The sequence below is a fragment of the Actinoplanes sp. TBRC 11911 genome (assembly GCF_012933445.1).
In the GTDB taxonomy this organism is placed as follows: Bacteria; Actinomycetota; Actinomycetes; order Mycobacteriales; family Micromonosporaceae; genus Actinoplanes.
Window position 1 is genome coordinate 67483 of sequence record NZ_JABBNC010000032.1, and the last position, 24256, is coordinate 91738.

Here is a 24256-nt window from a genome sequence, read left to right on the forward strand (position 1 = left end):
CCGACGACACCTCTCGATGCCGCCGAGGATGGCGTCGTGAGTACGTTGCGGAGCCTCTTGATCGAGCTGGGTGAGTCCGCGAGCAGCGGCGCGCTGCACGTCCGCGGCCGCCCCGGCGGCGTGATCTACCTGGTGGCGGGACGGATCACCTACGCCGAGACGCCGGCCTGCCCCGGCATCGGCGAGCGGCTGGTCGCGTCCGGACGGGTCGCCGCGCAGGCCTGGTCCAGGGTGGTCGCCGAGGGCCGGGCCACCGGCCGGGTGGGCCGGCTGCTGGTGCGCGAGGGCCTGATCGGCCAGCACGAACTCGCGATGCGTGTGACGACCGCCATTTGTGACGCCACGCACGAACTTTTGTGGGCCGCCGACGCCCCGGTGTCCTTCGTTCCGGGCGAGCGTGACTGGCTCGGATTTTTTGACGCACAGCGGGTGCGACTTGTCGCCGCACGGTCGCTACAGGATGGCCCACGGTGACGGCGCGACGGCGTGTTTTCGCCCGCAACGCCGGAACCGTTCGCAGGACCGCCGCACCCGGCAACGACGCCCGGAACGGCGGGAGCACACCAGCGCTGAGGAGAGACGTGCCCGGCGTCGATCACTGTCTACAGGAGGCCATGGCGATACCTGGCGCGGTCGGGGCCAGCATCGTCGACTACACGACCGGATTTCCCGTCGCCACGACGGGAGCCGCACCCAACTCCGACCACGAGGCCGCCGCGGCGGGGACGGCGGACGTGGTGCAGGCGGCGACGAGCAGATCGCTGTTCGTCTCCGCGGTGCCGCACGACATGTTGGAAGACCTGATCATCACGACCGCCGGCGGTTACCACCTGCTGCGGGTCGTGCAGACCGACTTCGACAGCCGGCTCGTGCTCTACGTCTGGCTGGACCGGGTGCAGGGCAACCTCGCGGTCGCCCGGCGCCGCATGCAGAAGCTCGCCGACGACCTCGTCGTTGCCTGACCTTTTCGGGAGACAACCGGTGACACCCGCGAAGACCGCGTCGCCCGCCGCCCTGCTCGCGCAGGTCGCGGACGAGCGGGGGACCGGCGCGCTGATCGTGGGTGGCCAGCCCGGGGGTGCCGTGTTCGTGGTCGACGGCCGGATCATCTACGCCGAGTCGCCGGCCGCGCCCGGGGTCGGCGAGCTGCTCACGTCGTCGGGACGGCTCGCCGGGCGTACCTGGCAGAACGCCTTGGATCTGGGCACCTCGACCGCCCGGGTCGGCAAGCTGCTGGTGGAACAGGGCCATCTCACCCAAGGTGAGCTGGAGTTGTGCGTGCTGGGGGCGATCTACGACGCGGCGTACTTCGTGCTGGCGCCCGCCTCGGCCCCGGTGGAGTTCCTGGCGGGTGCCACGCATTGGCTCGGCGCGGTCGTCCAGATCGACCCGGCGGCGGTGACCAAAGAGGTCGGCCGGCGGGTGCGCCTGCTCGCCGAAATCTTCCCGGACGCCCGAGTGGACACGATGGCGGTCACCGTGATGCCGCGCCCACCGCGCGAGGTGGTGACCGTCAACGCGTTTCAGTGGGAGCTGCTGATCAACGCGGACGGCCAGCGCACGCCGGCCGACCTCGCGCTGCTGCTGGGCAGGGCCGGATACGCGACCATCCAGGAGCTTCGGCGGATGGCCGCGACGGGTCTGCTGGAGCTTCCCGACGTACGCCCGGACGGGCCCGAGTTCGTGCGCCTGCCCCGGGCCCGCGGCACCTCCGTGGACGCGACCCGGCCGGCTCTGGTCAACGGTGCGCCGGTCGCGGGTGGGCGGGCGGTGGTGCCCGGTGCTGTGGCGGCGCCCGGTTTGGCGGCGCCTGGCTTGCCGACACCGGGTTTGGTGCCGGCGCCGGACCCGCCGCCGTCCGGCTCACCGAACGGGGGCACCGTCTACCGCCCTCCTCGGCTGGCGCGGCGCAAACCCGGGGCGAAGCTGCCCAAGGAGATCGCCGCCGACACGACGCAGATCCACCAGGGCACCGATGAAGTTCTGCTCACCCGCATCCGTACGGCGTTGCGAGCCTTGCGGTGACGCGCGCACCCCCTCAGGGAGAAGGAGAGGCCGAGGATGACGGTGGATCCGGCGGTACTCGAGGAGCTCGCCCGCCTCCGCGGCCGCGTGCCGGAGCTCTCCGGCAGCGTGCTGTCTAGCACGGACGGGCTGGTGGTGGCGCACGACGCGCACGGCATCGAGCCGGACAGCATCGCCGCGCTGGCCGCCGCGCATCTCGCGCTGGCCCGCCGGTTCGCCCACGCGGTGAACCACGGGGAGCTGCGCGAGGCGGTGGTGGAGTGCGATCGGGGCTACATCACCTCGTACACCGCCGGGCCGAACGCCCTGCTCACCTTGGTCACCTCCGGTGACGCCAACCTGGCCCTGGTGCATCTGGAGGCCCGGCGCTGCGTACGCCATCTGGCCCGGATCCTCGCCCTGGACTCGTCGCCTCAACCGCGACCGGAGATCCCGATGCAGGCCGGGCCGGCGACGCCGCTCGCCCGGCGCACCCCGATGGCCACCCTGCCCACGAATGCCCGCCGCCATCAGACGGCGGGATGAGACCGGCGGCGCGCTCTCGGCGCCGCCTGCGGACTTGGGCGAATGTCGTCCTGGTCCGGCGGCCTCCCGACGACGGCCGCACCCCGCACCGCACCCGCCGCACACCCCGGCGGGCCGCCATCCCACCGCAAACGGAGGAGTTTCCATGCCGGACATGGACACCGCACTCAAAGAGATCATGGAAATCGACGGCGCGATCGGCGTCGCCCTGGTCGACCACACCAGCGGCATGGCCCTGGGCACCGTCGGCGGCGGCAAGGAGCTGGACCTGACGGTCGCGGCCGCCGGCAACACGGACGTGGTCAGAGCAAAACTCCGGGCGATGGAGATGCTCAACATCACCGAGAAGATCGAGGACATCCTGATCACGCTCGATACGCAATACCACATGATCCGCCCCCTGACCAGCCGCTCCGGCAAGGGGTTGTTCCTGTACCTGGCGCTGCGGCGCGACCGCGCCAACCTGGCGATGTCCCGCCACCAGCTCAAGCGAATCGAAGCCGACCTGGACGTCTGACGTCCGCACCACCACCAGGCGGGGAGGGCCCACGGGGGCCCTCCCCGCCTGCTCATGCGCCCCGTCCCACCATCAGCCCGCCGCGCCCCCACCGCCGACACCCGCTCGCCACGCCGCCCCCGCCTCCGACACCCGCTCGCCGCGCCGCCCCCACCTCCGACACCCGCTCGCCGCGCCGCCCCGCTTCCGACACCCGCTCGCCGCGCCGCCCCTACCGCCGACACCCGCTCGCCGCCCCGCCCCCGCCGCCGACATCCGCTCGCCGCGCTGCCCCGGCCTCCGCTCGCCGAAGTCTCCCTCGACCCCCATCCGCGGCCGCCTCCTCGCGCTAGCGCCTCCGACACATCTACTCGCCGCGCTAACGCCTCCGACACACCCACCCGGCGCGCCACCGCCCCCGACACACCCACCCGCCGCGTCGCCGCCTACGACATCCGCTCGCCGCGCTGCCGCCTCTGATTCACCCACTCGCTACGGCCACGCCCGATTAGCTCGCCGTTAGAACCGGCCGCAAGGGCTGTCCCGCGCGGATGTGCCCACGTCTCACATTCTGTAGAGATCATCCGCATCGTGGGATTCTGGCGGGCCTTTTGTCAGGTTAGATAGCTTTTCTAATGTTCGTTTGGGGTGTCCGGTGTAGACCTTGGAGAGTTGGGGCTCGTATGTGGCTCGTATGTGGGCGCAACTCTCCAAGGTCTCGATTTCTAGGCTTGGCAGCCGCCCCCAAAAGCTACGAAGCCATACAAATATTCTGTCCAATGTAGATAAGCGTCCACTATGTAGTCCGTCGCTCTCACACTGCAGGACGCATCGTCAGATTGGCGGGCACTGAGGGCACGATTTGCCGCCGCGATGTCTGCAGGCCGCCGGATCCCGCAGCGGCGAGTGCCGGACGTTGTGCCATTTATCGCGAAATGAGGGAAGAGTCGGTAATCCGCAGCCCTGAGCGCGGTTCGCTCGGCTGAACTGGCGGGTCCGCCGTGACCGGCCGGGGACGGACGCAGACGGGGACCGCGACCGAGCCGGAACCGCGACGGGGCCGCGACCGAGCCGGGAACGCGACGCGACCGCTACGCGACCGGGACCGCGACGCGACCGGGACCGGGACCACGACACGACCGGGACCGAGCCGGGACCGAGCCGGAACCGCGACGCGACCGGGACCACGACGCGACCGGAACCGGGACCACGACACGACCGCGACGCGACCGGGACCGCGACGCGACCGGGACCGCGACGCGACCGGGACCGCGACGCGACCGGGACCGAGCCGGAACCGCGACGCGACGGGGCCGGAACCGCGCCGGAACCGCGACCGAGCCGGGACCACGACGCGACCGGGACCGGGCCGGAACCGGGACCGGGCCGGGGTCGCGACCGGGCCGCGGACATCGCTCGGTGCCTGGGGCGGGGTGATCCACGGACTGCTTGGGCGGGGGCGCCGCATATCGTTGGAAGGGTGTCGGTTGACGAGGTTGTTCGTGGAGTGCTTGGCGGGGCCATCCCCTTTGAGGCGGGGCTTGACGCGCTCACCGTTGCACCCGCGGCCGAAGTTGATCCGGTGCTCGCCGGTGCTCTGAAGACCGAGTTCACGCGGCTCATCCGGGGTGGGTGGCAGCCTGGGGAGCTTTACCGGGTGGTGGCGCGGCTCGGGGATCCCGTGCAGGGGCGGCTGGCCGCGGACGCCGTACGGGAGCATTTGCAAGGGTTTGACGATGTTGATCCGCGGTGGCGGGGGCAGGCCGAGGAGCTGCCGCGCGGGGGGCGGGTGCCGGATCGGGTGACGCTGCTGGACTCGACGCTCGGGCTGCTTCGGGAGCTGCGCCGGCTGCCGGCTATTCAGGTGCTGATTCCGCCGCCGGGCACGGTGCCTGCGGGGCCGCGAGCGGGAGGGGCCGACAACCGCGTACTGGATCGGGTGCGTGCGCTGCTCGCCAAGGCCGAGTCGACGGATTTTCCGGCCGAGGCGGAGGCGTTCTCGGCGAAGGCGCAGGAGTTGATCGCGCGGCATCGGATCGACGACGCGTTGAGCTCCGAGCGGGCCGACGTCACGCCGTTCGCGCGGCGGATCGGGGTCGACCACCCGTACGAGAGTGAGAAAGCCAGCCTGCTCGACGCCGTGGCCAGGGCAAACTCCTGCCGTACGGTGTGGTCGCCGGAGCTCGGGTTCTCGACGCTGTTCGGGTTCGACGCGGACATCGACGCGGTGGAGCTGCTGTACACGTCGCTGCTGGTGCAGGCCAACCGGGCGATGGCGCGCGACGAACCGGCCAAGGGCAAGGCGCGGGTGAAGGCGTTCCGGCGCAGCTTCCTGGTCGCGTACGCGGTCCGGATCGGCGAGCGCCTCGAGCAGACGACACGGCACGAGATCGAGCGGCACACCGACCTGCTGCCCGTGCTGCGCAACCGGGACGTGCAGGTGCGGGAGGCGATGGACAAGGCCTTTCCCCGTACGGTCCGGTCGCGCGGCAGCCGTGTCGACAGCCTCGAGGGGTGGGAGTCCGGCCGGGCCGCGGCCGACGAGGCGAAACTCGCTTGACGCGTCGGGCAGCATGAACCCATGCACCCACCTCGAAACTGACACCGGCTGTTCTACGCCGTTCGTGCCTGTGGGGACGGCGTGCTCCTCTACCCGGTCTATGCGCTGCTGTTCGCCGACCGGGGTCTCAGCACGGCCGAGTTGTCGACGCTGTTCGCCCTCTGGTCGGTCGTGTCCTTCGTGGCGGAGATTCCGTCCGGGGCGCTCGCTGACACCTGGTCGCGGCGCAAGCTGTACGCCCTCGGTGAGTGGCTGACCGCCGCCGGCTATGCGGTGTGGATCGTCTGGCCGGCCTATCCGGGGTTCGCGCTCGGGTTCGTGCTGTGGGGTGTGGGCGGGGCGCTCGGGTCGGGGACGCTGGAGGCGCTGGTCTACGACGAGCTCCAGGCCGAGGGTGCGGCGGCGGCAAAGGCGGCGGCGAAGCCCGAGCCGGGCAAGGCCTCGTCGTACGCGCGGATTGTGGGCCGGGGTAACACGGTCGCGACCCTGGCGATTCTCGTGGCCACGCTGGTCGCGGCGCCGGCCTGGTCGTTTGGCGGATATGCGCTGGTCGGCGCGGTCAGCATCGCCGTCAAGCTGGTGGGTGGCGCGTTGGCGTTGCGCCTGCCCGAGTCTGCCCGCGGTGGCGAGGACGATGACGACGAATCCGGATATTTCCGTATTCTTCGTGATGGCGTCCGGCAAGCGACGGGCAGCAAGCGAGTCGTCCGGGCCGTGCTCGTCGCCGCCCTGGTCCCCGGATTCACCGCTCTCGACGAGTATCTGCCGGTCCTGGCCCGCGACCACGGTGCCACGACCGCGAGCGTGCCCCTGTTCTACGCGGTCACCGCCCTGGCGATGGCCGCGGGCAGCGCACTCGCCGGCCGCTACGCCGCGATCGGGCCCCGGCCCCCGCTGCTCGTCGCCGCCGTCCTGCTTACGGGGGCCTTGATCCCGCATCCGGCCGGCATGATCGCGGTTTCCGCCGCGTTCGGCTTGCTGGAGTTCGCGATGATCGCCGCCGAGACCCGCCTGCAGGACACGATCACCGGGCGGGCGCGCACCACGGTCCTGTCGGTGGCCGGGTTCGCAAGCGAGGTGTTCGCCGTCTGCCTCTACGGGCTGTTCGCCGTGCCCGCGCCGTTGACCTGGTTGTTCGTGGTGTGCGCGATCCCGTTGCTGCTGACCGCCCTAGCCGCCTGAATTCTCCATCTCGGCACCCGACGGAACCGACACGTCGTCGCGGCTCTCCAGCCAGCCGTACGGCAGCGACACCTTCCCCGGAGCGTTGACCCGGCCGCGCGGCTGGCCCAGCGTCTCGACCGGGAACGGCTCGGCCGGGTCGAGCTTGCCCAGCAGGTCGTCGAGCTCGGCCAGCGACGAGATCATCGCGAGGCGCCGGCGCAGCTCACCGCCGATCGGGAAGCCCTTCAAATACCAGGCCACGTGCTTGCGGAAGTCGGCGCAGCCGTGCCTCTCGTCCTCGAGCGCGTCGACCAGCAACTCGGCGTGCCGCGCCATCATCTTCGCGACCTCACCGAGCGTGGGCAGCACCGGCTTGTAGTCCGCACCCTGCGTGAACGCGGCCTCCAGGTCGGCGAACAGCCACGGCCGCCCGAGACAGCCCCGCCCGACAACCACACCATCCACGCCGGTGTGCTCGACCATCCGCAGCGCGTCCGAACCCTCCCAGATGTCCCCGTTGCCCAGCACCGGCACGTCGAGGGCCTGCTTGAGCGTGGCGATCGCGTCCCAGTCCGCCTCGCCCGAATACCGCTGCTCGGCGGTGCGCGCGTGCAGAGCCACCACGGCGGCGCCCGCTTCCTGGGCGATCAAACCCGCTTCCACGTACGTCAGATGGTCGTCGTCGATGCCCTTGCGCATCTTGACGGTGAGCGGGATCCCGTACGGCTTGGCCGCCTCGACCGCTTCGTGCACGATGCGCGCGAAGAGCTGCCGCCGCCAGGGCAGCGCGGCACCGCCACCGCGCCGGGTCACCTTGGGCACCGGACAGCCGAAGTTGAGGTCGACGTGATCGGCCAGGTTGTCCTCGCCGACCATCCGCACGGCAGCGCCCACGACCTGCGGGTCCACCCCGTACAGCTGCAGGCTCCGGAAGCTCTCGTCCTCGGCGAACGCGATCATCTTCAGCGTCTTGGGGATCCGCTCCACCAGCGCCCGCGTCGTAATCATCTCGTTGACGTAGACACCGCCGCCTTGCTCCCGGCACAGCCGCCGGAACGCCACGTTGGTGATGCCGGCCATGGGCGCCAGCACGACGGGTGGGCTTACGGCTCGGTTGCCGAGCTTCAGGGGCGAAATCACGCCTTCGAGCATGCCATGCCCGGCGCCGCGCCCCCGAAGCCCGCCCGGCTAGGGCCGCTCGTCCAGCACCGCCTCGATCTCACAGTGGCGCTCGATCCAGACGCGACTGGTCGGACAGATCCAATCGGCCAGCACCAACGCCACGAAACGGATGTCGTCCACGGGTCGGTTGAAGATCGCTTCCTGGTGAGCCAGCCGATTCCGGCACAAATGCAGAACGGTGGCCGCGTCATAGACGATGCGGCGGGAACGCTGGCCAGGAAACGCCTGGTAGAGCGTCGTACGCCAGAGTGTCCGGTCATACTGCTTGGCCAGCATGTATCGCCAGAAACCCAGGGTCAGCTCGGCGACAACCCGGCCTGGCGTCTCGGAGCGACCTCCTCGAGCCGCACGCCGACGAGCCGATTGGATGTCATCGAGGGCCCTGGGCTGAAGAATGCCTCCGGGATCGAGGTACCACCTCGGCTCGCCGAACCGCTGGGCGGACCACGCGCTCAGGTTCTCGTGGATGGCGTTCCGAAGTATGACCTCGACGTGTGCCATGGTTGCCGACATCGACCCCGCCAAGATGGCATTCCAGGCATATAGTTCCATTGCCTTGTCAAGATCACCGGCTGAGGCGGCCCTGAACGGAGCGACCCTTTCGGGTGATAACCGCCGCTCCAATTGCTTTGATTCGCTTGACCCGCCAGTCATTCCGTTCCCCCGTGCGCTAGGATGGTTGACGAAGACCCCGGTCGCCTCTGCCACTCGGCATGCCGCCGGGGTTATCGCTTTTTCAGGCACGGACATACTAGGCGCTAGACAAGTCCCCCTGACGCGCGACCCCCCGGTCTGGCAGAGTCGGCTGCGTGGGGGATGTTGATCGGGGGCCGCGGCGGCTCGTTGTCGTGTTCGAGTCGGCCGTCGCGGAAGTGCTGCTGCGGCTCGCGGTCGAGGTCGGCTTCGCGTCGGTCCTCGTCGAACCGGACCAGACCAAGCTCATGGGCACGCCCAAACCGCACGGCGACCTCTTCGTGCACGACTTCGCGGCCGCCGACCTGGACGAGCACACCGACGTCGTGATGGCCGACCACGACCGGCCCGAGCTGGGCGACATGCTCAAGCAAGCCCTCGAAGCGCAGACCCGCTGGATCGGCGTGATCGGCAACCCGAAGAAAGAAGGGCCGCACATCGCGGCCCTCAAAGCTCTCGGCGTCCCGGACGATCAGATCGCCCGCGTGCACCGCCCGGTCGGCCTCAACATCGGGTCACGGACGGCGGCCGAGATCGCCATCGCGACCCTGGCCGGCCTCATCGCGGACCGCAACAACCGACCGGGCGGCTTCAACTTCTAAAAACCAACTAATACAACCGCTTGATCAGGTAGTCCTCGATCTGGTCGAGGGAGACCCGCTCCTGCTTCATCGTGTCGCGGTCGCGGACCGTCACGGCGTCGTCGGTCAGCGTGTCGAAGTCGACCGTCACGCAGAACGGGGTGCCGATCTCGTCCTGGCGGCGGTACCGGCGGCCGATCGCCTGCGAGTCGTCGAACTCGACGATCCAGCGCTTGCGCAGCGTCGCCGCCAGCGCGCGGGCCTTCGGGGACAGCTCCGGGTTACGCGACAGCGGCAGCACCGCCACCTTGACCGGCGCCAGCCGCGGGTCGAACCGCATCACCGTGCGCTTGTCCACCCCGCCCTTGGTGTTCGGCGCCTCGTCCTCGTCGTACGCCTCGAGCAGGAACGCCAGCACCGCGCGGGTCAGCCCGGCCGCCGGCTCGATCACGTACGGCACCCAGCGTTCCTGCTTCTCCTGGTCGAAATAGGAGAGATCGGCGCCGGAGTGCTTCGAGTGCGTGGACAGGTCGAAGTCGGTGCGGTTGGCGACGCCCTCCAGCTCGGCGAACTCGGTGCCGCCGAACTGGAAGCGGTACTCGATGTCGACGGTCCGCTTCGAGTAGTGCGAGAGCTTCTCTTTCGGATGCTCGTAGAACCGCAGGTTGGTCTCGGACAGGCCGAGATCGCGATACCAGTTCCAGCGTTCCTGCAGCCAGTAGTCGTGCCACGTCTCGTCGCTGCCGGGCTCGACGAAGAATTCCATCTCCATCTGCTCGAACTCACGCGTACGGAAGATGAAGTTGCCCGGCGTGATCTCGTTGCGGAAGCTCTTGCCGACCTGCGCGATACCGAACGGCGGCTTCTTGCGCGCCGCGGTGGCCACGTTGTTGTAGTTGACGAAGATGCCCTGCGCGGTCTCCGGACGGAGGTAATGCAGTCCGTCGGCGCTGTCGGTCGGGCCGAGATAGGTCTTCATCAGGCCGTTGAACATCTTCGGCTCGGTGAAGGTGCCCTTGTTCCCGCAGTTCGGGCAGTTCAGTTCCTGCAGCGACGAAGGCAACGCCCCATGCTTCCCCTCGTACGCCTCCTCGAGGTGATCGGCACGGAAACGCTTGTGGCACGACTGGCACTCGGTCAGCGGGTCGACGAACGCGTCGAGGTGCCCGGAGGCGGCCCAGACGTCGCGAGCCAGGATGACGGCGGAGTCGAGGCCGACGATGTCGTCACGCTGCTGGACCATGGTGCGCCACCACTCGCGGCGTACGTTCTCCTTCAGCTCGACACCCAGCGGACCGTAGTCCCAGGCCGAGCGGGTCCCCCCGTAGATCTCGCTGGAGGGGAAGACGAACCCCCGGCGCTTGGCCAGGCTGACGACGGCGTCAATACGGTCGGCGGGCATTTTCCTCCTACGCCGGCTGGGTGTCGGCGGGGCGTACAGGACGGATGGAACCGGACAAACAGCGAGATTACTCGGAGAGCTCACACACCTCGAACTCGCCCGTGGAGCGGTCCTGCCCCAGAAACGCCTCGAGCTCGCCGGTCTGCCCGTCGGTGTAGGTGGCATCGACCGGGACCGAACCGTACACCAGATTGAACTGGCCGAGCCGATACGTTTCGATGGCCGGCTCGCGCGTGACGCGGCTGCGGAACTCGGCCGGGCTCTCCTGGCGCTGCGCCTGGTCACAGAGCTGGTCGTACGCCTTGGCGTAGTCCTTGTCGTGCAGGGCGTCCAGATAGTCGCGGACCGCTGCCTGGGCGCGCTCGTCCATCGACCCCTGCGCCGACGCGCCCAGGCCGACCACCGCGATGCCGCCGCCACCGCACACCAGGACCAGCACCGTCGCCGCGATGCCCAGGGCCAGGCCGATGCGCCGGCCCTTGCCCTCGACGGGCGGCGCCGGGAACGGCGGTTGGACGCCGGGGCCCGGTGGCGGTGCGGGAACGTGAGGCGCCGTCGTCATGAGAAAAGACTAGTCGTCAGCGCCACTGCTCCGTTGCCCGGTCACTTGTCGCCACAACGATCTCGCCGCCGGGCGAAGCGCTGGCCAACGTCTCGAACGCGGACGGCTCGTCGAGCGACTCGGACAGCAGCGGGGTCGCGTGCACCTTCACGTCGAACCCGCCCAGGGCGCGCCGGTAGGCTCCGACGGACTCCCACTCGGTCACCAGGGTCCAGTGGGCGGGGTCGTCGAGCGCGCGGGTCAGCCGGCCGGAGACATATCCGGTACTGGCGGCCAGGGCGGCGAGCGCGGCGTGCGCGCGCGAGACGAACTCGTCCGGCGCATCGGGCGGGACGACGAAGCGGTTGAGCACCAGCATGCGACGAAGCGTACGCACGACGCGAGGAGCCGAGTTTGACCCCGTCCGACAATCTGCTCCGGCGCCTGGCCCGGGTGAATCCGACCACAGCGTTCATCGGAGCGCTCGCGGTGATGCTGGCCGGCCTGTTCCTGCCCGGCATCGTGGGCGCCGCGCTGCTGTTCGTGCTGGCCCTGGCCTTGGCCGCATTGACGTACACCACCTGGCCGGTCCAGTCCCCATCGACCCGCGTGGTACGCCTGATGCTGCTGACGCTGCTCGTGGCCGCGGTGGTGGCCAAGGCTCTGTGATATGCGCTTTTGACAATCATTATCATTGTCATGGACAGTTGGTGATATGCGCCGACTGCTACCTGTCCTGCTGACCCTCGCGGTCGCGGCGGGTTGTGGCGCACGCGCGTCCGCGGCCGGGTTCGAGGCCGGCCGGCTGAACGTGGTCAGCGCCTTCTACCCCCTGCAGTTCCTGAGCGAGCGCATCGGCGGCGACCAGGTGCGCGTCACCAACCTCACCAAGCCGGGCGCCGAGCCGCACGACGTCGAGCTGAACCCTCGCCAGGTGGCCGACGTCGCCGACGCCGGTGTCGCGGTCTACCTGCGCGGATTCCAGCCGGCCGTGGACGACGCGGTGGCCCAGGAGGCGAAGGGCCGGTCCTTCGACGTGGGCGAGACGGTCCCGCTGCTGAGCGCGAGCGACGGCGACGACACGCTGGGCGGCGCCGACCCGCACGTCTGGCTCGATCCGGTCCGGTTCGCCACCATCGCCGACCGGCTGGGCGCCCGGCTGGCCGAGGCCGACCCCGCGCACGCGGACCTCTACACCCAGCGGGCCGCCGCCGTGCACTCCGAGCTCGACGCGCTGAACACCGAATTCACCCAAGGCCTCAAGGATTGCGTACGCCGGGAGATCGTCACCAGCCACAGCGCTTTCCACTATCTGGCGGACCGTTACGGCCTGACCCAGATCGGTATCACCGGGATCTCCCCGGAGGCCGAGCCGTCCCCGCGCCGGCTCGCCGACGTGGCGACGGACGCCCGCGCCACCGGCACCACGACAATCTTCTTCGAGACCCTGGTCAGCCCCAAGGTGGCCGACACGATCGCCCGCGAGGTCGGCGCCAAGACGGCGGTGCTCGACCCGCTCGAAGGAATTACCGGACCCGGCGACTACTTCTCCGTGATGCGTGGCAACCTCGCCGCGCTGACCACAGCCCTGGGGTGTGCTTGATGAGTGTGGTGCAGGTGGACCGTGCCGCGGTCGGCTACGACGGCCGGACGATCCTCCACGACGTCACGATGAGCGTCGCCGCGGGCGAGGTGGTGGCGGTGCTCGGCGCGAACGGCTCGGGCAAGTCCACGCTGATCCGCTCGATCCTCGGGCTGGTGCCGGTCAGCGGCGGCCGGATCGATCTGTTCGGCACCCCGCTGCGCCGCTTCCGGGAGTGGGCCCGGGTCGGTTACGTGCCGCAGCGCCTGGGTGCCGGCAGCGGCGTCCCGGCCACCGTGGGCGAGGTGGTCGCGTCCGGCCGGCTGGCCCGCCGCGGGATCTTCCGCCCGTCCGGCGGCGCGGACCGGGCCGCGGTGCGCGAGGCGTTGACCGACGTGGGTCTGCTGGACCGGATCGGCGACCCGGTCAGCACGCTCTCCGGTGGCCAGCAGCAGCGCACGCTGATCGCGCGCGCCCTGGCCGGCAAGCCCGACCTGCTGGTGCTGGACGAGCCCACGGCCGGCGTGGACGCGGCCAGCCAGCAGGCGTTCGCCGCTTCGCTGGGCCGGTTCGGCGAGCGCGGCGGCACGATTCTGCTGGTCGCGCACGAGCTGGGCCCGCTGCAACCGCTGATCGACCGGGCCGTGGTGGTGCACGAGGGCCGGATCGCGCATCAGGTGGCGCTGCCGGAACCGGCCGGGCACCACGCCGACCCGGACCACGACCACGTGCACCCGCACGCCGAGCAGGAGCAGCCCGGCATCTGCGACTGGGCCCCCACCGACCGGATGGCGGCCAACTGATGGACCTGTTCACCTACGACTTCATGATCAGAGCGCTCGTCGGGGCGCTGATCATCGGGCTGGCCGCGCCGTCGCTCGGCATCTATCTGGTGCAGCGCCGGCTGTCGCTGATCGGCGACGGGATCGGGCACGTGGCGCTCACCGGCGTCGGCGTCGGGTTGCTGCTGCACCACTCCCCGGTGATCACCGCGGTGATCGTCTCGGCGATCGGCGCGGTCGGTGTCGAGCTGATCCGCCAGCGCGGCCGCACCTCCGGCGACCTGGCGCTGGCGCTGCTCTTCTACGGCGGGATCGCCGGCGGCGTGGTGCTGGTCGGGCTCTCCGACGACAGCAGCAACGCGAACCTCATGCAGTATCTGTTCGGCTCGCTGATCACCACGTCGACCCAGGACATCGTGGTGATAGCGGTGCTCGGGGTGCTGGTGCTGGCCACCATGACGGGGTTCCGGCCGGCGCTGTTCGCGGTCTCCAACGACGAGGAGTACGCCCGGGTGAGCGGCCTGCCGGTCCGGACGCTCAACATCCTGATGGCGGTGACCGCCGCGGTGACCGTCACGATCGCCATGCGCACGGTCGGCCTGCTGCTGGTGTCCGCGCTGATGGTGGTGCCGGTGGCCGCCGCGCAACAGGTCACCCGCGGGTTCCGTACGACGATGGCGGCCGCCATGCTGATCGGCCTGCTCGCGGCCGGTCTGGGCGTGGTCGCCTCCGCCGAGATCGACACCGCGCCGGGAGCCACCACGGTGATCCTGGCGCTGGTCGCATTCGTCGCCATCACCGCCGGGGGCGCCGCATGGCGGGCGCTGCGCCGGCGGGTCAATCCGCCACGGGAGGTGGAACCACCGGATGTGGTCCTGCATGCGTAACCGGGCCGTCGCGATACGGTGGTCGCGACGATGAGTTCCGGCTATGAAGCGTACGAGTCGGCCGGGGAGCTGTTGCGAGCTCTCTCCGCGCCGATCCGGGTTGCGATCGTCGCCGAGCTCGGTGTCGGTGAGCGTTGTGTGCACGAGTTGGTGGAGAAGCTGGGCGCGCCGCAACCCCTCGTCTCGCAGCACCTGCGGGTGCTGCGCGGTGCCGGGGTGGTTCGGGGTGCCCGACGTGGTCGCGAGATCGCATACTCCCTTGTTGACGACCACGTGGCACATATCGTTGCCGATGCCGTGAGCCACGCGAGGGAGGATTGATGACCGAGCGCAACACGAAGCAACGCAGCGCGGTCAGTGCCGTGCTGTCCGAGACCGAGGGCTTCAACAGCGCTCAAGACCTGCACGCCAAGCTGCGCGCGCGCGGCGAACGGGTCGGCCTGACCACGGTCTATCGCACGCTGCAGGGGTTGGCCGACGCCGGCGAGATCGACGTGATGCGGCCGCCCGGCGGCGAGCACCTGTACCGCCGGTGCAACAAGGGACACCACCACCATCTGGTCTGCCGGTCCTGCGGCACCGCGGTGGAGGTGGAGGGTCCGGCGGTCGAGTCGTGGGCCGACAAGGTGGCCGGACAACACGGCTTCGTCGATGTCTCGCACACGTTGGAGATCTTCGGGACCTGCCAGGACTGCTCCGGGAAGCGCTGAGTCGCTCCACGTGCGACGCTGAGCCGCGTGAAGCTCTACGCCGACCGGCTCCCCACCGCAGTTCGTCAGCTGATCACCGATCTCATCGTCGTCATCTGGGTCTACCTGTGGATCCGGGCCGCCATGTGGGTGTACGACATGGTGCAGAAACTCGGCGTGCCCGGGCAGAAGCTCGAGAGCGCGGGCGGCGGCATCGCCGACAACCTGACCGACGCCGGGAGCAAGGTGGGCCGCGTCCCGCTGGTCGGCGACCAACTGGTCAAGCCGTTCAACGGCGCGGCCGACGCGGCCCGATCGCTCGCCGACGCGGGCCGCCAGCAGCAGGAAGTCGTCGACCAGATGGCACTGATCATGGCCCTGGTCGCGGTGGCGGTGCCGCTGGCGCTGGTGTTGTTCCTCTGGCTGCCGCTGCGGCTGCGCTGGGTCCTGCGAGCCGGGACGGCGGCCGCGGTCCGCGACGCGCCGGCCGGTCGTGACCTGCTCGCCCTGCGGGCACTCGCGAGCGCGCCGCTGGGCGATCTCACCCGGCTCGGCCCGGACATCGCGCAGAGCTGGCGCAACGGCGACCCGGAGGCGGTCGACGCGCTGGCCGAGCTGGAACTCAGGAAGCTCGGTCTGTCGGCATCAGGTCGTCGCCGCTGACCTCGTCGTCCTCTTCCTCTTCGTCCTCGTCGATCCAGTTGTGCCGGTACAGCGGGTAGGCGACCCACAGCGACAGGAAGAAGACCGCCGTCGCCGACGTGAAGATCACCGCCATCGGCCACGCGAAGATGAAGTCCGAGATCAGCAGGACGCTGCTCACCATCGAGATCAGCAGGAAGGCCAGGCCACCGGTCGCCATCTGGTGCGCGTTGCGCACGAGCTCCGGCTTGCGTCCCTGCCGGAACAACGCGCGGTGGAACGCCACCGGGGCGATGATCATCGCGGCCGCGCCGGCCGCGGACAGCAGCGCGACCATGTAGACGTCCTTCTGGAACGCCGTGGTCCGGGGGAAACCGTTGGCGAACGGGATCGTCAGCAGGAACGCGAAGAGGATCTGCACGCCGGTCTGGGTGACCCGCAGCTCCTGAAGCAGGTCCGCGAAGTTACGGTCCCATCGATGCTTGTCGGACTCGTCCCTGATGCGCCGCTTCTCGCTCACCATGACGAAACCGAGTGCCCTGATTCCATGAACATCAAACTTTGCGGATGCGAGCGATCACCGCGTCGGCCAGCGACTGCGGAGCCTGCTCCGGCACCCAGTGACTGATCCCGCGCATCGCGACCAACTGGTAGTCGGCCTCGACCCAGTCCCGGGTGCGCAACGCGGCCAGACGCGAGACCACGCCGTCGCGGTCGCTCCAGACGAACGTGGTCGGCACGGTGATCATGCCGACGTTCTTGAGCTGGTCACCGGTCAGCGCCCGGTACCAGTTCAGCCCCGCGGTGAGCCGCTCCGGCTCGGCCAGCATGGCGTCCACGTACATCGGGCCGCGGGGACCGCCGGGGCGCAGCATCGCCTTCAACGCGGCGCCGCCCCCCGCGCTCAGCAGCCGCTCGGACCTCGACGACTGGAAAGCCCGGAAGTACGCCATCCGCGCCTTCTGGGTCGGCTTGACCCGCATGGCGAGCAACAGCGCCTTCGGATGCGGTACCGAGACGGCGGTCAGCGTGCGCACCCGCTCCGGATGCAGCGCGGCCAGCAGCCAGCCCACCTGCGCACCCCAGTCGTGGCCGACGACGTGCGCGGACTCCAGCCCGAGGGCGTCCAGCACGGCCAGCGCGTCGGCGACGATCTCGGAAATCCGGTAGTCGCCGACGGCCGGCGGGCGGGCGCCGGGCGTGGTGCCGCGCTGATCCAGGGCGTACGTGCGAAGGCCTTGGGAATGGAGGTGCGGGGTGAGGAGATCGAACTCGCGATGGTCCTGCGGGAAACCGTGCAGCAGGAGCACGGGTTCACCGTCGGCCGGCCCACCCTCATAGACGTCAAAGGTGAAGCCACGCGCGCTGACCTCCATGTGTGATCACTCCCTCGCTGTTCGCAAACGACCCTGGGTGTTACGGTTTTCCATCGAAACACATGCAATCCGACAGGGGAGCGCACAGCGCTGAGAGTGCGGTTACCACCCGCAGACCCTCGCACCTGATCTGGGTAATGCCAGCGCAGGAAGTTCGGTCTTTCTCCAGCCGCGTCGTAACGCCAATGAGGGCGTACGGCGTGCGTCTCCTCCCGGTTCGAGCTGGGAGGCAAATTGTGACTAATCCGGAGCGCCGGAGCTGGCGAACCGTCGACATCGTGATCGCGTCGATCATCGCGGTCGCGTTCGGCGTCATCTTCTGGGCGTGGAACCTGCTGTGGAACGGGCCGGCCGACGCCATCCCGCTGCCCGGCCGCGCGGTGATCTACGGGATGTGGCTGGTCCCCGCGGTGCTGGGCGCGCTGATCGTGCGCAAGCCGGGTGCCGCCTTCTACACGCTGACGGTGGCCTCGCTGGTGTCGGTGGCGCTCGGCACGAGCTGGGGCTGGACCATCGCGATCCAGGGCCCGCTCGAGGCCCTGGGCGCCGAGGTGATCTTCGCGCTGTTCGCCTACCGGGTGTATCGGCTTCCGGTCGCGCTGCTCGCGGGCGCGGCGGCCGGCGTGGTGGCATCTGTGTACGACGCGTTCGTCTGGTACGGCGACACGTCCTGGGCGAGCATGCGCTTCCCGTACATTCTGATCACGGCCGCCTCCTCGCTCGTCGTTGCCGGGCTGGGCAGCGTGGCGTTGACCAAGGCGTTGGCACAGACCGGTGTGCTGGACCGGTTCGCGGCGGGCCGGGAGAGGGCTCTGGTCTGAGGCATGAGTGAGGTCGTCCTGCGGGGGTTCGGCTGGCGGCACGCCGGGCGCCGCGCCTGGGCCGTCCGCGACGTCGACCTGCGTATCGAGCACGGCGAGCGGGTGCTGCTGCTCGGCCCGTCCGGGGCCGGCAAGAGCACCCTGCTCGCGGCGCTGGCCGGGCTGCTGCCCACCGATTCCGGCGAGTCGGCCGGCACCATCGAGATCGACGGGCTCGACCCGCGCAAGGCACGCGAACGCACCGGCATCGTCTTCCAGGACCCGCAGACCCAGCTGGTGATGGCCCGCAGCGGCGACGACGTCGCGTTCGGCCTGGAGAACCGCGGGGTGGCGGCGGCGCAGATCTGGCCGCGGGTCAGCGACGCGCTCGACCGGGTCGGCTTCCCGTACCCGATCACCCGGCCCACCGCGGCCCTGTCCGGCGGGGAGGCGCAACGGCTCGCGCTGGCCGGGGTGCTCGCGCTGCGCCCGGGACTGCTGCTGCTCGACGAACCGACGGCGAACCTCGATCCGGCCGGCGCCGACCTGGTCCGGGACGCGATCACCCGATCCCGCGACGACTCCTCACTGATCATCGTGGAGCATCGGGTGGCCGAGGCGTTGCCGCTGGTGGACCGGGTGGTGGTGCTCGAGCCGGGCGGCGGGATCCGGGCCGACGGGGCGCCGGAGGTGGTGTTCGCGGCGTACGGCGATCAGCTGGCCGCCGAGGGCGTCTGGGTGCCGGGCTTCTCGATTCCGCCGCTCAAGTCGGCGCTGCCGGCCTCGGAGGCGCTCGTCGTCGCGGATGAGGTGGCGGTCGCCAAGCGGCTGGCCCCGGTGTCGATGTCGGTCGGTGGTGGCGAGGTGCTGGCCGTGACCGGCCCGAACGGCGCCGGAAAATCGACGCTGGCCCTCACGCTGGGCGGCCTGCTCCCGCCGACAAATGGACATATATCGGCATTCGACGAGGCGAAGCCGCCGCACAAATGGCGCGCGACCACCCTCACCCAGCGCATCGGCTCGGTCTTCCAGAACCCGGAGCATCAGTTCGTCACCCATCGCGTCGCCGACGAGCTGGCACTGGGCCCGAGACGGGTGGGCCGACCGGTGGACGAGGTGCGCGAGACGGTCGACCGTCTGCTGGACCGGCTGCGGCTCACCCGGCTGGCGGCGGCCAACCCGTACACATTGTCCGGTGGTGAGGCCCGCCGGCTGAGCGTGGCCACCGCGCTGGCGACCGCGCCGCGCGTGCTGGTGCTCGACGAACCGACCTTCGGCCAGGACCGGCGCACCTGGATCGAGCTGGTCACGCTGCTCGCCACGCTGCGCGACGAGGGCCATGCGGTGGTCGCGGTGACGCACGACGACGCGTTCGTGCAGGCGCTCGCCGACCGCACGTTCGCGCTCGGCTCGTCCCGGCTGCACGATCCGCTCCCCCAGCGCGGCGGGCGGCGTCACTCGTGACCATCGGCATCATTCAGCAGGTGGCCGACCCGTCGGCCGTGCTCGCCCGGCGCAATCCGGTGGCCAAGCTCGGCGCCGCGCTGATCTTCACGGTGCCGCTGGTCTCCACACTGGACCCGCTGACCCCGGCGATCGCGCTGGCCGTCGAACTGGCGGTGCTGCCGTTGTTCGGCCTTCGCTACCCGGTGCTCGCACGCCGGGCGTTGCCGCTGGTCATCGCGTCACTCGGGGTCCTGGTCACCATCGTGCTGTTCGCCGCCGACCGCAGTGGGCGGCTGCTGCTCGAACTGGGCCCGTTCGACGTGACCACGGGCGTACTGATGAGCGCCTTGGCCTTGATCTTGCGGATTTTCGCCGTCGCGGTGCCCGGCGTGATCGTCTTCGCGACCACCGACCCGACCGATCTGGCCGACGCGCTCGTGCAGAACGCGAAGGCGCCGGCCCGGTTCGCGATCGGCGCGCTGGCGGCGTTCCGGCTGCTCCCGCTGCTCGGCGAGGAATGGCAGATGATCACGCTGGCCCGGCGGGCGCGCGGGGTGGACGCGGGCCGCAACCCGATCGCCCAGGTGCGGCTGTTCGTCTCGACCGCGTTCGCGTTGCTGGTCGGTGCCCTGCGGCGCGGTGGCCGGCTGGCGGTGGCGATGGACGCGCGCGGTTTCGACTCCGGCAACGCCCGCACGTTCGCCCGTAAGCAGGTCTTCACCGTGGCCGACGCCGTGCTGATTTCGGGCGCGGGTGTGCTCGCCGCCGCGACGCTGACGATCACCGTCGTGGCCGGGGCGTTCCGTCCCATCATTGGTTGACCGAGCGCCGAAGTTAGTCGCGCGCTCACGCAATCGACATCGGCAGTTCCCGCTATCCAGAGATGGTTTCGCACGAACGCATATATGCACTCTTGGATTGCGGGGACAAATCGACATGGGTCACAGACACGACCACGGTCACGAGCACATCCACGAGGGTGCCGGCTCGGACGCATCGCCGGCCCTCGACATGAGCATCCCGGACAGCGAGCTTTCGCCGTCCGATGTCTCCCGGCGTGGCTTCCTTCGCCGTGCCGGTCTGCTCGGCGCGGGCGCGGCCGCTTCGGTGCTGGCCACCCCGGCCGTCGCGAACGCCGCGGGCTTAACGCACTCGCACGGCCCGCAGGGTGGCGGCAACGACAAGGGCGAGTTCCAGTGGCTCGCCGGCGACCACCACATCCACACGCAGCACAGCGACGACGGCCAGTACCGGGTGGTGGACCAGGCCAAGCACGCACACGCGTACGGCTTCGACTGGATCGTCATCACCGACCACGGCAGCAACGCGCACGCCAAGATCGGTGTGGACATCGTCAACCCGGACATCCGCAAGACCCGTGACCAGATCAAGGATCTGCTCACGTTCCAGGGTCTGGAGTGGAACATCCCGGCCGCCGAGCACGCCACCGTGATCGTGCACCCCGGCCAGCACGAGGTCGACGTGCTCAAGAAGTTCGAGCAGACCTACGACGGCAGCCAGCAGCCGGCCACCAACACGGTCGCGCAGAACGAGGCGCAGGCGCTCGCCGGTCTCAAGTTCCTGGCCTCGCAGGTGAAGGCCCGCAAGGTCGACGACGCGCTGTTCTTCGCCAACCACCCGGCGCGTAAGGGCCTCGACTCGCCGCACGAGCTGCGTAGCTGGCGCGACACCGCCCCGGACATCGCGGTCGGCATGGAGGGCGCGCCCGGTCACCAGGCCGGCGGCATCCCCGCGCCGTTCGGCAAGGGCGGCAACCGTGGCTCCTACGACAACAGCCCGGCGGCCGACTCGTTCCAGCCGTACCCGCTCGAGTCGTACCGGACCTGGGGTGGCTTCGACTGGATGACCTCGACCGTCGGCGGCCTCTGGGACAGTCTGCTGGCCGAGGGCAAGTCGTGGTGGATCACCGCCAACTCCGACTCGCACGTGGTCTACCTCGACCAGAGCGACCGCGGCCCGAACAGCGACTTCGAGAAGAACGGCCGCTACAACGACCCGGTCTACACCGGCAAGACGCTGACCACGGCCGCAGACTTCTGGCCCGGCCAGTACAGCCGGACCAACGTGGGTGCGAAGTCGTTCTCGTACAAGTCGGTCATGGACGGACTGCGCGCCGGCCGGGTCTGGGTGGACCACGGCCGTCTGATCAAGTCGCTGGACGTGCAGGTGCGCGAGGCGGGCGACCGTCGTTCGTCGAGCGGTACGCCGCTGGGTGGCGTCCTGCTCGTCAAGCGTGGCACCTCGGTCGAGCTCACCATCGAGATCGGCCTGCAGGACATGCCGAACTGGGCGCAGAACCTGCCGGTGCTCAACCGGGTGGACGTGATCCGCGGCTCGATCACCGGCCCGGTCAAGGACAAGGACAGCTTCTCCGCGCCGACCGCCAAGGTGGTCAAGTCGTACGAGGTGTCGCAGAAGTCCGGCACGTTCAAGGTGACCTACGCGCTGGGCCGTCTCGACACGCCGTTCTACGTGCGCCTGCGCGGCACCGACGGCAACCGCACCCAGCCCGGCCTGAACGGCGCCGCGATCGACCCGTTCGGTCCGAAGCTGGACGCCACCGGCGGGTCGGACCCGTGGGGTGACCTGTGGTTCTACGCCAACCCGATCTTCATCCTGCCCCGGTGACCCTGTCCACGGTGGGGGTCAGCCTCGGTCATCGCGAGCTGCACGAGGCTGACCACTGGATCCTGTCGCTGGACCCGGCCCCGGTGCTGGCCTGCACGCACCTGGCGCGGGAGCCGTTCGCGCACGTGGCGATCAGCCTGACCGGTTCCGGGACGTACGAGACGGCGCCGGCGCTGTCGTCGGGGGCGTCGGCGGCGCTGAGCGGACAATCCGGTCGTGCCGTGATTTATCCGGGCTGGGACAAACTGGTCGGAACGATCACGGTCGGCGACGTGGTGTCCCGCAGTGCGATCGACCGGGTGGAGGTGCTGGGCGGCGAGCCTTTCGCTGACTCGGACATTCTGGACACCCAGGATTTCGTACGCCCGCAGTTCCGTAACGGGGAGCTGGTGCTGACGATCGTGCCCGCCGTCGGCGGCGTGCTGCGGCCCTTCGAGGTCCCCAACCCCACCCCCTGCTGCGCGATCCACTGACCCTAGGCTGGGCCAGGTGTCGCGTCCTTCTCTGCAAGAGCAACTCGCGGAGGCGCAAGGCGGGGTGATGCTGTTCGGCATCACCCCGCCGCGCCGCAGCGCCAGCCCCGAGCGGGTGCGCGAGATCGCCTCGGTCACCCTCCAGCGCCTGGCCCCGCTCGATCTCGACGGCCTCATCCTCTACGACATCGACGACGAGTCGGATCGCAACCCGGACGAGCGCCCGTTCCCGTACCTGCCGACGATGGACCCGGCCTCGTTCTACGAGACGCACCTCGGCGAGTGGGACCGCCCGGTGGTGATCTACCGCTGCGTCGGCAAGTACGAGGAGGACGAGCTGCGCACGTGGCTCACCGACCTCGATCTGTCCCGGGTGCTGAGCGTCTTCGTGGGCGCGTCCTCCGGCGGCAAGACCGTGCGGACCGACCTGCGCCGGGCCCAGAAACTGCACTCCGAGGTCCGCCCGGATCTCCCGCTCGGCGCCGTGGTGATCCCCGAACGGCACGCCCGTTCCGGCGACGAGCACCTGCGGATGGTCGCCAAACAGGAGCGCGGCTGCTCGTTCTTCATCTCGCAGGTCATCTACGACGCCGCACAGACAAGAGCATTGCTGACCTCGTACGCCTCCGAATGCCAGACCCGCGGCCTCCCGATCCGCCCGGTGATCTTCACGCTGTCGTTGTGCGGCTCGCCGAAGACGCTCGAATTCCTCCAGTGGCTCGGCGTGGAGGTGCCGCCCCGGGTTTCCGGCATGCTGCTGAATTCGTCCGATCCACTCGCCGACTCGTACCGGGAATGCGTCTCGATCGCGCGGGAATTGGTCGACTGCTGTGCCGATCTCGGGGTGCCGTTCGGTTTTCACGTGGAAAGCGTCTCGATCCGCAAGGCCGAGATCGAGGCGGCGACCGACCTGGCGATCGAGGTCGCCGGGCTGCTGCGCGGTACTGCTGTTCAATAGCATCCCCGAGTAGCTTCCGGAGTATGACGACGATCGGCTTCATCGGAAGCGGGAAAATCGGCGGCACGGTTGCGCGATTAGCGGTGGCGGCCGGGTACGACGTGGTGCTGAGCAATTCGCGGGGGCCGTCGACGCTTGCGGACCTGGTGGATTCGCTCGGTCCGCACGCGCGGGCGGATACCCCCTCGGAGGCGGCGGCCGCGGGCGAGCTCGTGGTGGTGAGCGTGCCGTTCGGGAGGTTCCGGGAGCTGCCCGTCGACGCGCTCGCGGGCAAGATCGTGCTGGATACGAACAACTACTACCCGCGTCGTGATGGAAATTTCGCCTTATTAGACGATAAGTCGGTGACCAGTTCCGAGCTGGAGCAGCGGTTCCTGGCCGGCGCCAAGCTGGTGAAGGTGTTCAACAACATCAACTACCGGCATCTCGGCGCGTTGGACCGGCCGGCGGGCGCCGAGGACCGTTCGGTGCTGACGATCGCGGGCGACGATCCGGACGCCAAGAAGCAGGCGACCGCTTTCCTGGACGCGATCGGGTACGACGCGTACGACGTGGGCGGTCTTTCCGGCAGCTGGCGCGTCGAGGTCGGCCAGCCCGCGTACGCCCGGATCTACGGACCGTACGGCGGAATCGGCCACCCGGTCACCGCCGACACGATGCGCCAGGCCCTCGCGTCCGCGCAGCGCTGAAGCCCCGCCGCGCCGGGTCCTGCGACGCGTGGCACACCGATGACCTTCTCCGTATGCCGACGGGCGCGGCACAATCGGGAGATCACGCTAGTCGGTGAGGGAGGCGGACGTGCC

Annotated in this window: 29 protein-coding genes and 1 riboswitch; of the genes, 22 read left to right on the forward strand and 7 right to left on the reverse strand. The window is 69.8% G+C overall.

Annotated elements, in window-relative coordinates; genetic code table 11:
* Positions 1-36 precede the first annotated feature (36 nt).
* The 7 genes from HH310_RS32665 to HH310_RS32695 all read left to right on the forward strand — a co-directional run bounded on the left by HH310_RS32665 (position 37) and on the right by HH310_RS32695 (position 6788).
* Complete coding sequence (locus HH310_RS32665; protein ID WP_169179569.1) at positions 37-474, forward strand: DUF4388 domain-containing protein; 438 nt, start codon at positions 37-39, stop codon at positions 472-474.
* Between the two features lie 140 nt (positions 475-614).
* Positions 615-962, forward strand: coding sequence for a hypothetical protein (locus tag HH310_RS32670; RefSeq protein WP_211192901.1), 348 nt, complete (start codon positions 615-617; stop codon positions 960-962).
* 19 nt (positions 963-981) lie between these two features.
* Positions 982-2025: a DUF4388 domain-containing protein gene (locus tag HH310_RS32675; protein ID WP_169179571.1), complete on the forward strand. Its 1044-nt coding sequence runs from the start codon at positions 982-984 to the stop codon at positions 2023-2025.
* Between the two features lie 36 nt (positions 2026-2061).
* On the forward strand, positions 2062-2550 hold the full coding sequence (locus HH310_RS32680) for a roadblock/LC7 domain-containing protein (RefSeq protein WP_169179572.1): 489 nt from the start codon (positions 2062-2064) through the stop codon (positions 2548-2550).
* A 145-nt stretch (positions 2551-2695) separates the two neighbouring features.
* Positions 2696-3067 carry a hypothetical protein gene (locus HH310_RS32685; RefSeq protein WP_169179573.1) on the forward strand — a complete coding sequence of 124 codons (372 nt, stop codon included), beginning with the start codon at positions 2696-2698 and terminating at the stop codon, positions 3065-3067.
* 1459 nt (positions 3068-4526) lie between these two features.
* A complete protein-coding gene (locus tag HH310_RS32690; RefSeq protein ID WP_169179574.1) occupies positions 4527-5606 on the forward strand; it encodes a DUF2786 domain-containing protein in 1080 nt (359 codons plus the stop codon).
* An 81-nt stretch (positions 5607-5687) separates the two neighbouring features.
* Entirely contained in the window at positions 5688-6788 is a 1101-nt protein-coding gene (locus HH310_RS32695) for an MFS transporter (RefSeq protein WP_312034472.1), read from the forward strand.
* Here the strand turns inward: HH310_RS32695 and dusB are convergent.
* The gene (gene dusB / locus HH310_RS32700; protein WP_169179575.1) at positions 6777-7922 is read right to left on the reverse strand and encodes a tRNA dihydrouridine synthase DusB; all 1146 of its coding nucleotides are present in this window, start codon (positions 7920-7922) and stop codon (positions 6777-6779) included. The genes HH310_RS32695 and dusB overlap by 12 nt on opposite strands.
* Positions 7923-7958: 36 nt before the next feature.
* Complete coding sequence (locus HH310_RS32705; protein ID WP_211192903.1) at positions 7959-8453, reverse strand: hypothetical protein; 495 nt, start codon at positions 8451-8453, stop codon at positions 7959-7961.
* 308 nt (positions 8454-8761) lie between these two features.
* Here HH310_RS32705 and HH310_RS32710 point away from each other — a divergent pair, with 308 nt between their 5' ends.
* Positions 8762-9247 (forward strand): XdhC family protein, encoded by a 486-nt coding sequence (locus HH310_RS32710; RefSeq protein WP_312034473.1) that lies wholly within the window; start codon positions 8762-8764, stop codon positions 9245-9247.
* A 7-nt stretch (positions 9248-9254) separates the two neighbouring features.
* On the opposite strand, the gene HH310_RS32715 is transcribed toward HH310_RS32710, so the two are convergent.
* From HH310_RS32715 to HH310_RS32725, 3 genes are all read right to left on the reverse strand, one after another.
* Complete coding sequence (locus tag HH310_RS32715; protein WP_169179577.1) at positions 9255-10628, reverse strand: glycine--tRNA ligase; 1374 nt, start codon at positions 10626-10628, stop codon at positions 9255-9257.
* A 67-nt stretch (positions 10629-10695) separates the two neighbouring features.
* Positions 10696-11190, reverse strand: a complete 495-nt coding sequence (locus HH310_RS32720; protein WP_169179578.1) for a hypothetical protein — start codon at positions 11188-11190, stop codon at positions 10696-10698.
* Between the two features lie 16 nt (positions 11191-11206).
* Positions 11207-11548 (reverse strand): antibiotic biosynthesis monooxygenase, encoded by a 342-nt coding sequence (locus HH310_RS32725; RefSeq protein ID WP_169179579.1) that lies wholly within the window; start codon positions 11546-11548, stop codon positions 11207-11209.
* Between the two features lie 35 nt (positions 11549-11583).
* On the opposite strand from HH310_RS32725, the gene HH310_RS32730 reads away from it, so the two are divergent.
* Genes HH310_RS32730 through HH310_RS32760 form a run of 7 tightly spaced genes read left to right on the forward strand, consistent with a single transcriptional unit; the run spans position 11584 to position 15772 of the window.
* Positions 11584-11838 carry a DUF6703 family protein gene (locus HH310_RS32730; RefSeq protein WP_169179580.1) on the forward strand — a complete coding sequence of 85 codons (255 nt, stop codon included), beginning with the start codon at positions 11584-11586 and terminating at the stop codon, positions 11836-11838.
* A gap of 46 nt (positions 11839-11884) precedes the next feature.
* Complete coding sequence (locus tag HH310_RS32735) at positions 11885-12772, forward strand: metal ABC transporter substrate-binding protein (RefSeq protein ID WP_169179581.1); 888 nt, start codon at positions 11885-11887, stop codon at positions 12770-12772.
* Positions 12772-13554, forward strand: a complete 783-nt coding sequence (locus HH310_RS32740; RefSeq protein WP_169179582.1) for a metal ABC transporter ATP-binding protein — start codon at positions 12772-12774, stop codon at positions 13552-13554. The genes HH310_RS32735 and HH310_RS32740 overlap by 1 nt, the downstream gene beginning before the upstream one ends.
* The gene (locus HH310_RS32745) at positions 13554-14420 is read left to right on the forward strand and encodes a metal ABC transporter permease (protein WP_169179583.1); all 867 of its coding nucleotides are present in this window, start codon (positions 13554-13556) and stop codon (positions 14418-14420) included. The genes HH310_RS32740 and HH310_RS32745 overlap by 1 nt, the downstream gene beginning before the upstream one ends.
* 30 nt (positions 14421-14450) lie before the next feature.
* Entirely contained in the window at positions 14451-14741 is a 291-nt protein-coding gene (locus HH310_RS32750; RefSeq protein ID WP_169179584.1) for a metalloregulator ArsR/SmtB family transcription factor, read from the forward strand.
* Positions 14741-15130 carry a Fur family transcriptional regulator gene (locus HH310_RS32755; protein WP_169179585.1) on the forward strand — a complete coding sequence of 130 codons (390 nt, stop codon included), beginning with the start codon at positions 14741-14743 and terminating at the stop codon, positions 15128-15130. The genes HH310_RS32750 and HH310_RS32755 overlap by 1 nt, the downstream gene beginning before the upstream one ends.
* A 27-nt stretch (positions 15131-15157) precedes the next feature.
* On the forward strand, positions 15158-15772 hold the full coding sequence (locus HH310_RS32760) for a hypothetical protein (protein ID WP_169179586.1): 615 nt from the start codon (positions 15158-15160) through the stop codon (positions 15770-15772).
* On the opposite strand, the gene HH310_RS32765 is transcribed toward HH310_RS32760, so the two are convergent.
* Positions 15732-16274: a DUF6328 family protein gene (locus HH310_RS32765; protein ID WP_211192904.1), complete on the reverse strand. Its 543-nt coding sequence runs from the start codon at positions 16272-16274 to the stop codon at positions 15732-15734. The genes HH310_RS32760 and HH310_RS32765 overlap by 41 nt on opposite strands.
* A gap of 31 nt (positions 16275-16305) precedes the next feature.
* The gene (locus HH310_RS32770; RefSeq protein ID WP_169179587.1) at positions 16306-17127 is read right to left on the reverse strand and encodes an alpha/beta fold hydrolase; all 822 of its coding nucleotides are present in this window, start codon (positions 17125-17127) and stop codon (positions 16306-16308) included.
* Positions 17128-17191: 64 nt separating this feature from the next.
* A riboswitch (TPP riboswitch) is annotated at positions 17192-17297 on the forward strand.
* 66 nt (positions 17298-17363) lie between these two features.
* On the opposite strand from HH310_RS32770, the gene HH310_RS32775 reads away from it, so the two are divergent.
* The 7 genes from HH310_RS32775 (at position 17364) to HH310_RS32805 (ending at position 24142) form a co-directional block, all read left to right on the forward strand.
* The gene (locus HH310_RS32775; protein WP_312034475.1) at positions 17364-17948 is read left to right on the forward strand and encodes an ECF transporter S component; all 585 of its coding nucleotides are present in this window, start codon (positions 17364-17366) and stop codon (positions 17946-17948) included.
* A gap of 3 nt (positions 17949-17951) precedes the next feature.
* Positions 17952-19391, forward strand: coding sequence for an ABC transporter ATP-binding protein (locus tag HH310_RS32780; protein ID WP_169179589.1), 1440 nt, complete (start codon positions 17952-17954; stop codon positions 19389-19391).
* A 2-nt stretch (positions 19392-19393) separates the two neighbouring features.
* Positions 19394-20194, forward strand: coding sequence for an energy-coupling factor transporter transmembrane component T (locus HH310_RS32785; RefSeq protein WP_169179627.1), 801 nt, complete (start codon positions 19394-19396; stop codon positions 20192-20194).
* Positions 20195-20309: 115 nt separating this feature from the next.
* The gene (locus HH310_RS32790; RefSeq protein ID WP_169179590.1) at positions 20310-22022 is read left to right on the forward strand and encodes a PHP domain-containing protein; all 1713 of its coding nucleotides are present in this window, start codon (positions 20310-20312) and stop codon (positions 22020-22022) included.
* Entirely contained in the window at positions 22019-22495 is a 477-nt protein-coding gene (locus tag HH310_RS32795; RefSeq protein WP_312034476.1) for a hypothetical protein, read from the forward strand. The genes HH310_RS32790 and HH310_RS32795 overlap by 4 nt, the downstream gene beginning before the upstream one ends.
* 16 nt (positions 22496-22511) lie before the next feature.
* A complete protein-coding gene (locus HH310_RS32800; RefSeq protein ID WP_169179592.1) occupies positions 22512-23453 on the forward strand; it encodes a methylenetetrahydrofolate reductase in 942 nt (313 codons plus the stop codon).
* Between the two features lie 23 nt (positions 23454-23476).
* Complete coding sequence (locus HH310_RS32805; RefSeq protein WP_169179593.1) at positions 23477-24142, forward strand: NADPH-dependent F420 reductase; 666 nt, start codon at positions 23477-23479, stop codon at positions 24140-24142.
* The last annotated feature ends 114 nt before the right edge of the window (positions 24143-24256 follow it).